Source organism: Enterobacter sp. EC_50, from assembly GCF_019584525.1.
GTDB classification, from domain to species: Bacteria; Pseudomonadota; Gammaproteobacteria; order Enterobacterales; family Enterobacteriaceae; genus Enterobacter; species Enterobacter roggenkampii.
On sequence record NZ_VDAF01000093.1, the window covers coordinates 1 to 366 of the forward strand.

Consider the following 366-nt stretch of genomic DNA (forward strand, 5'->3'; position numbering starts at 1 on the left):
AGTGGCACTTTGGCATGAAGGCCCACATTGGTGTCGATGCCAAGAGTGGCCTGACCCACAGCCTGGTCACCACCGCGGCCAACGAGCATGACCTCAATCAGCTGGGTAATCTGCTGCATGGAGAGGAGCAATTTGTCTCAGCCGATGCCGGCTACCAAGGGGCGCCACAGCGCGAGGAGCTGGCCAAGGTGGATGTGGACTGGCTGATCGCCGAGCGCCCCGGCAAGGTAAGAACCTTGAAACAGCATCCACGCAAGAACAAAACGGCCATCAACATCGAATACATGAAAGCCAGCATCCGTGCCAGGGTGGAGCACCCATTTCGCATCATCAAGCGACAGTTCGGCTTCGTGAAAGCCAGATACA

1 protein-coding gene is annotated in these 366 nt (G+C 57.4%); it reads left to right on the forward strand.

Annotated elements, in window-relative coordinates; all coding sequences use genetic code 11:
* On the forward strand, positions 1-366 hold a 366-nt coding region (locus FHC48_RS23130; RefSeq protein WP_220420646.1), incomplete at both ends, for a transposase.